Source organism: Kineococcus vitellinus (assembly GCF_009906315.1).
Lineage (GTDB): Bacteria > Actinomycetota > Actinomycetes > Actinomycetales > Kineococcaceae > Kineococcus > Kineococcus vitellinus.
In genome coordinates this window covers 1-4,105 of the sequence record NZ_JAAALL010000353.1, presented here as the reverse complement: position 1 = coordinate 4,105, position 4,105 = coordinate 1, and the positions used below count along the sequence as shown (strand labels likewise).

General features: G+C 77.1%; 1 protein-coding gene, 2 tRNA genes and 1 pseudogene. 1 reads left to right on the top strand and 3 read right to left on the bottom strand.

Annotated features, from left to right (window positions below; all coding sequences use genetic code 11):
* From GTQ99_RS24480 to GTQ99_RS20630, 3 genes and pseudogenes are all read right to left on the bottom strand, one after another.
* Positions 1-312 (bottom strand): annotated as a pseudogene (locus tag GTQ99_RS24480) (Lsr2 family DNA-binding protein); the annotation flags it as partial.
* Between the two features lie 883 nt (positions 313-1,195).
* A tRNA-Arg gene (locus tag GTQ99_RS20635) sits at positions 1,196-1,268 on the bottom strand.
* A 185-nt stretch (positions 1,269-1,453) separates the two neighbouring features.
* Positions 1,454-1,544 (bottom strand) — tRNA-Ser (locus GTQ99_RS20630).
* Between the two features lie 45 nt (positions 1,545-1,589).
* On the opposite strand from GTQ99_RS20630, the gene GTQ99_RS20625 reads away from it, so the two are divergent.
* Positions 1,590-3,650 (top strand): penicillin-binding transpeptidase domain-containing protein, encoded by a 2,061-nt coding sequence (locus GTQ99_RS20625; protein WP_166617575.1) that lies wholly within the window; start codon positions 1,590-1,592, stop codon positions 3,648-3,650.
* The last annotated feature ends 455 nt before the right edge of the window (positions 3,651-4,105 follow it).

The following is a 4,105-nucleotide window of genomic DNA, read 5'->3' as shown; positions in this document are numbered from 1 at the left end:
GGTTTCCTCGACCGGGGCCGCGGCGGTCTTCTTGCTCGCGGTCTTCTTGGCCGGGGTGGCCTTCTTCGCCGGAGCCGCCTTCTTGGCGGGGGCGGCCGCGGCGGGGGCCGCGGAGCCGGCGAGGGCTGCGGGCAGGTCCTCCCACGAGACGTTCGTCGCGGGGCGCGTGGTGGAGGGGTTCCACGAGACGCCGTTCGCGTTGACCGTGAAGGTGCCGATCCGGCGACCGTTGCGCTTCACGGGGATCTCGAGGTCGACGGCACCGACGGGCAGTTCGGTGGCCACCTTCAGTGCGACGTCGTGACTTGCCATGCTGGGCTCCCGGGATAAGAGGGTGATCAATGCTCAAGCAATGAAACCACAGTTCTCGAGGAGTTCGCGCATCGAGAGGAGAGGGCATTCTCCGTTCGAGTTCTCCTTCTCCCGGCAGTTGTCGAGAGCGGTGGTGCGCGTCATGCGCTCCGGCACTTCCGGTGCGGGTTCCCGTTCCCGCTCCCCGGGACTCCTCGGCGCGGGTCACCGCTGCCGCTGGGCGCCGTGAAACCGGTGGAACCCCGTCGCGCCGGCTCCCCCGGACGGCCGCGGGGAGGGTTCTGGGGTGGTTCACCGAACTGCACGGCCCTGCGCGGCTGCCCGTGCCGCTGCCCTGGCCGCTGCCTCCGCCGGCGTCGGCGAGAACGCAGCCGGGAACGCAGCCGGCATCGGCGAGAACGCAGCCGGGAACGCGTGTGAGAACGCGGACGGGAAGAGGGGGTGGAGTCGTCACGGGGTCTGCGTGGAGTCCGCCCAGGTCTTTTCCCGCCCTTCCCGGAAGTGGTCGCGGGTGCTCGCCGGCGGCCCGCGGGCGGCCGGCGCGCGGACCCGTGGGGTGGCCACCGGCGGCGACCGGCGAGCGGCGGCCGACGACCGGTCCCGCGCGCCGGTCGCCGTGGGGCGGCTGGAGGTCGCTGCGGGCGGCGCGGGGTGGGAGCTGCCCGACCGCGGTCGTCCGGGCGAGAGCCGTCCCGGGCGCCCGGGGGGCCCGGGCGGGTGGCCGTCGGGCACCCGCGGCGACGGCGTGCCGGTGGTGCCGCAGCGGGAGGCGCGGGGAGGCCGGGTGGCGCGAGGTGGTCCCGTCCGGTGGCCGCGAGGGGGCTGGCCGGGGAGGAGCGCACGAGGCACGGGGGAGCCCCTGTCAGGGGCGGGAGAGCGGAGGTGCGCCCGAAGGGATTCGAACCCCTAACCTTCTGATCCGTAGTCAGATGCTCTATCCGTTGAGCTACGGGCGCCGGCGGCGCGCTCGGCGCGCCGTCGAGGACTACTGTAGCGGTCCGGCGCCGTCCTCACCAATCGGCTGCAGCGCAACGCTTCGAGCGGGGGTGGCGCCCCGCCGGCGAGCCCGGCGGGCCCCGGGACCGGGAGCGAGGACGACGAAGGCCCCGGTCGCACTGGGCGACCGGGGCCTTCGACCCGGCGGAGGTGGCGGGATTTGAACCCGCGAGGGGGTTGTAGCCCCCAACCCGCTTAGCAGGCGGGCGCCATAGACCGGACTAGGCGACACCTCCAACACCCCGCAGGCTAGCAGCCGCAGCGTGCGAGCATCACGTCCGATGAGCTCCGACGCCCGCACCCCCTCGCCCGACGGCCCCCGGGAGCCCGGCTCCACCGCCTCGCCGGAGGCGGCGGCCGCCTCCGCCCGGCCCGCTGACCAGCCAGGACGCCGCCGACCGCGGCGGCGGGCCGTGGTGGCCGGCTCGGCGGTCGCCGTGGCGGCGGCCGCGGGCGGCGGCGCCCTGTGGTGGCGCGCGCAGCGCGACGACGGCAGCGGAGCCCGGGCCGCCGCCACCGCCCTCGCCGACGCGTGGTCGCAGGGGCGGCTGGGCACCGCCGGTGGCGGCGGTGAACCGCACCTGCGCCAGCCGCCCGCCGACCTCGCGGCGGAGCAGCAGCGCCTGCTGGGCGCCCTGGCCGGCTGGGCCCCGTCGGTGGCCGTGGGCGCGGTGACCCTCGACGAGGCCGCCGACGGCGCGGCGTCGGCGGCGCTGGAGGTCTCCTTCGACCTCGCGGCCGGTGCGGGGGCGCCCGCGGGCGCGGTGTTCGCCTACACCAGCACGGCCCGCCTGCTGCGCACCGGCGACGACGGCACCTGGCGCCCGGTGTGGGGACCGGCGCTGCTGCACCCCGCGCTCGCCGGCGGCGCGACGCTCGCGGTGGAGCGCGAGCAGCCGGCGCGCGCCGACGTCCTGGGGCGCGACGGTTCCCCGGTGGTCACCGCGACGCCCGTCGTGCAGGTCGGCGTGCAGCCCTCCCGCACCCCGGACCCCGCGGCCACCGCCGCCGCCCTGGAGGCCGCGCTCGGCATCGACGCCGCTGCGCTCACCACCCGCGTGCAGCAGGCGGACCCCGATGCGTTCGTCGACGTCATCACGTTGCGGCGCAGCGACTACGACGCCCAGCGCGATGTGCTGCAACCCCTGCCTGGAACGGTGTTCCGCGAGTCGACGCGGCCGCTGGCGCCGACCCGCGCGTTCGCCCGCGGCCTGCTGGGCTCCGTCGGGCAGGCCACCGCGGAGACCGTCGAGGGTTCCGGCGGCCGCTACGCCGCCGGCGACCTGGCCGGCTCGTCGGGGCTGCAGGCCGCCTACGACGAACGCCTCGCCGGCCGGGTCGGCGTCGTCGTCAGCGCGCGGGGCGGGGCGGAGGCCGCCTCCACCGAGCTGTTCAGGGTCGATCCGCAGCCGGGTGAGCCCGTGCGCACCAGCCTCGTCGCCACCGTGCAGCAGGCCGCCGACGACACCCTGGCGGCCGGCGCGTCGCCGGCGGCCCTCGTCGCCGTCGACGTGGCGACCGGCGAGGTGCTCGCGGTCGCGAACTCGCCGGCCGACGGCGGGGACCGCGCCCTCACCGGCCGGTTCCCCCCGGGCTCGACGTTCAAGGTCGTCACCACGCTGGCGCTGCTGGCCGACGGGCTCGACGTCGCCGAGACGGTGCCGTGCCCGCCGACCTACACCGTCGAGGGGCGCTCGTTCTCCAACTTCGAGGACGAGGCGTTCGGCGACGTGCCGTTCCGCACCGACTTCGCCCTCTCGTGCAACACGGCGTTCGCGAGCCTGAGCCCGCGCCTGGCCGACGACGCGCTGCCCGCGGCCGCCGCCCGGCTCGGCGTGGGCGTGGAGTGGGCGACCGGTGTCGACGCGTACGCGGGCAGCGTCCCGGCCGCCGAGTCGGCCGTCGACCTCGCGGCCGCCAGCTTCGGGCAGGGCCGCACCCTCGTCAGCCCGCTGGCGATGGCCGTGGTGGCGGCCTCGGTCGCCGCCGGGCAGCAGCGGCTGCCCGCGATCGTGCTCGACCCCGCTCCAGCGCCGCCGCCCGCGCCCCCGGCGGCGGCGGACCCGGCGGCGCTGGCGACGGTCGGCGGCCTCATGCGCGAGGTCGTCACCGGCGGGACGGCGACGGTGCTCGCCGGGGTGCCCGGGGAGCCGGTGCACGCCAAGACGGGCACGGCCGAGCACGGCACGGACGTCCCGCCCGCCACGCACGCCTGGACCATCGGCTACCAGGGCGGGCTGGCGTTCGCCGTCTTCGTCACCGAGGGCGCCAGCGGCGGGAGCGTGGCCGCTCCGCTGGCCGCGGACTTCCTGCGGCGGGTGGCGGCCACCGGCACTTCCTGAGGATTCCCTGGAGATCCCCTGAGCACGCCGCGGGAGGGTCGAGGGGGTGCCGGGGGGCCGGTGCTGTGCAGGTGCGGTGAGGGGGCGGAGAACCCCGTCCGGCCCGGCGCCACGAAATCTCCCACCAACTCGCCCAGAGGAATTGCCAGGGGAGCCCACCAGGGGTGAAGATGCAGCAGTACGCCCTGTGGGCTACATGCGGTCCGGCTCATCCCCCCCGAGCCGGACCGTGGACGGCCCCCGCTCCCCCCCAGCGGGGGCCGTCGCTCTTCCACCGCCTCCACGGCCGGTCCGGACGTGCCCGCGGTCTCCACAGGCGCGCACGTCCCCCCTCCTCCACACCGGTGCGGCGCACCGCGGCGCCACCGCCGCCGCCGCGGCCACGGTGGGTCTCCCCGACCCCGTGAGGAGATCCCGTGCCCGCCCGTCGCCGTGCCCGTCCCGCACCCCCCGAC

Excerpts from the sequence above, each read along its gene's own strand:
- GTQ99_RS20625 (WP_166617575.1), top strand. The coding sequence starts at position 1,590 with ATGAGCTCCGACGCCCGCACCCCCTCGCCCGACGGCCCCCGGGAGCCC.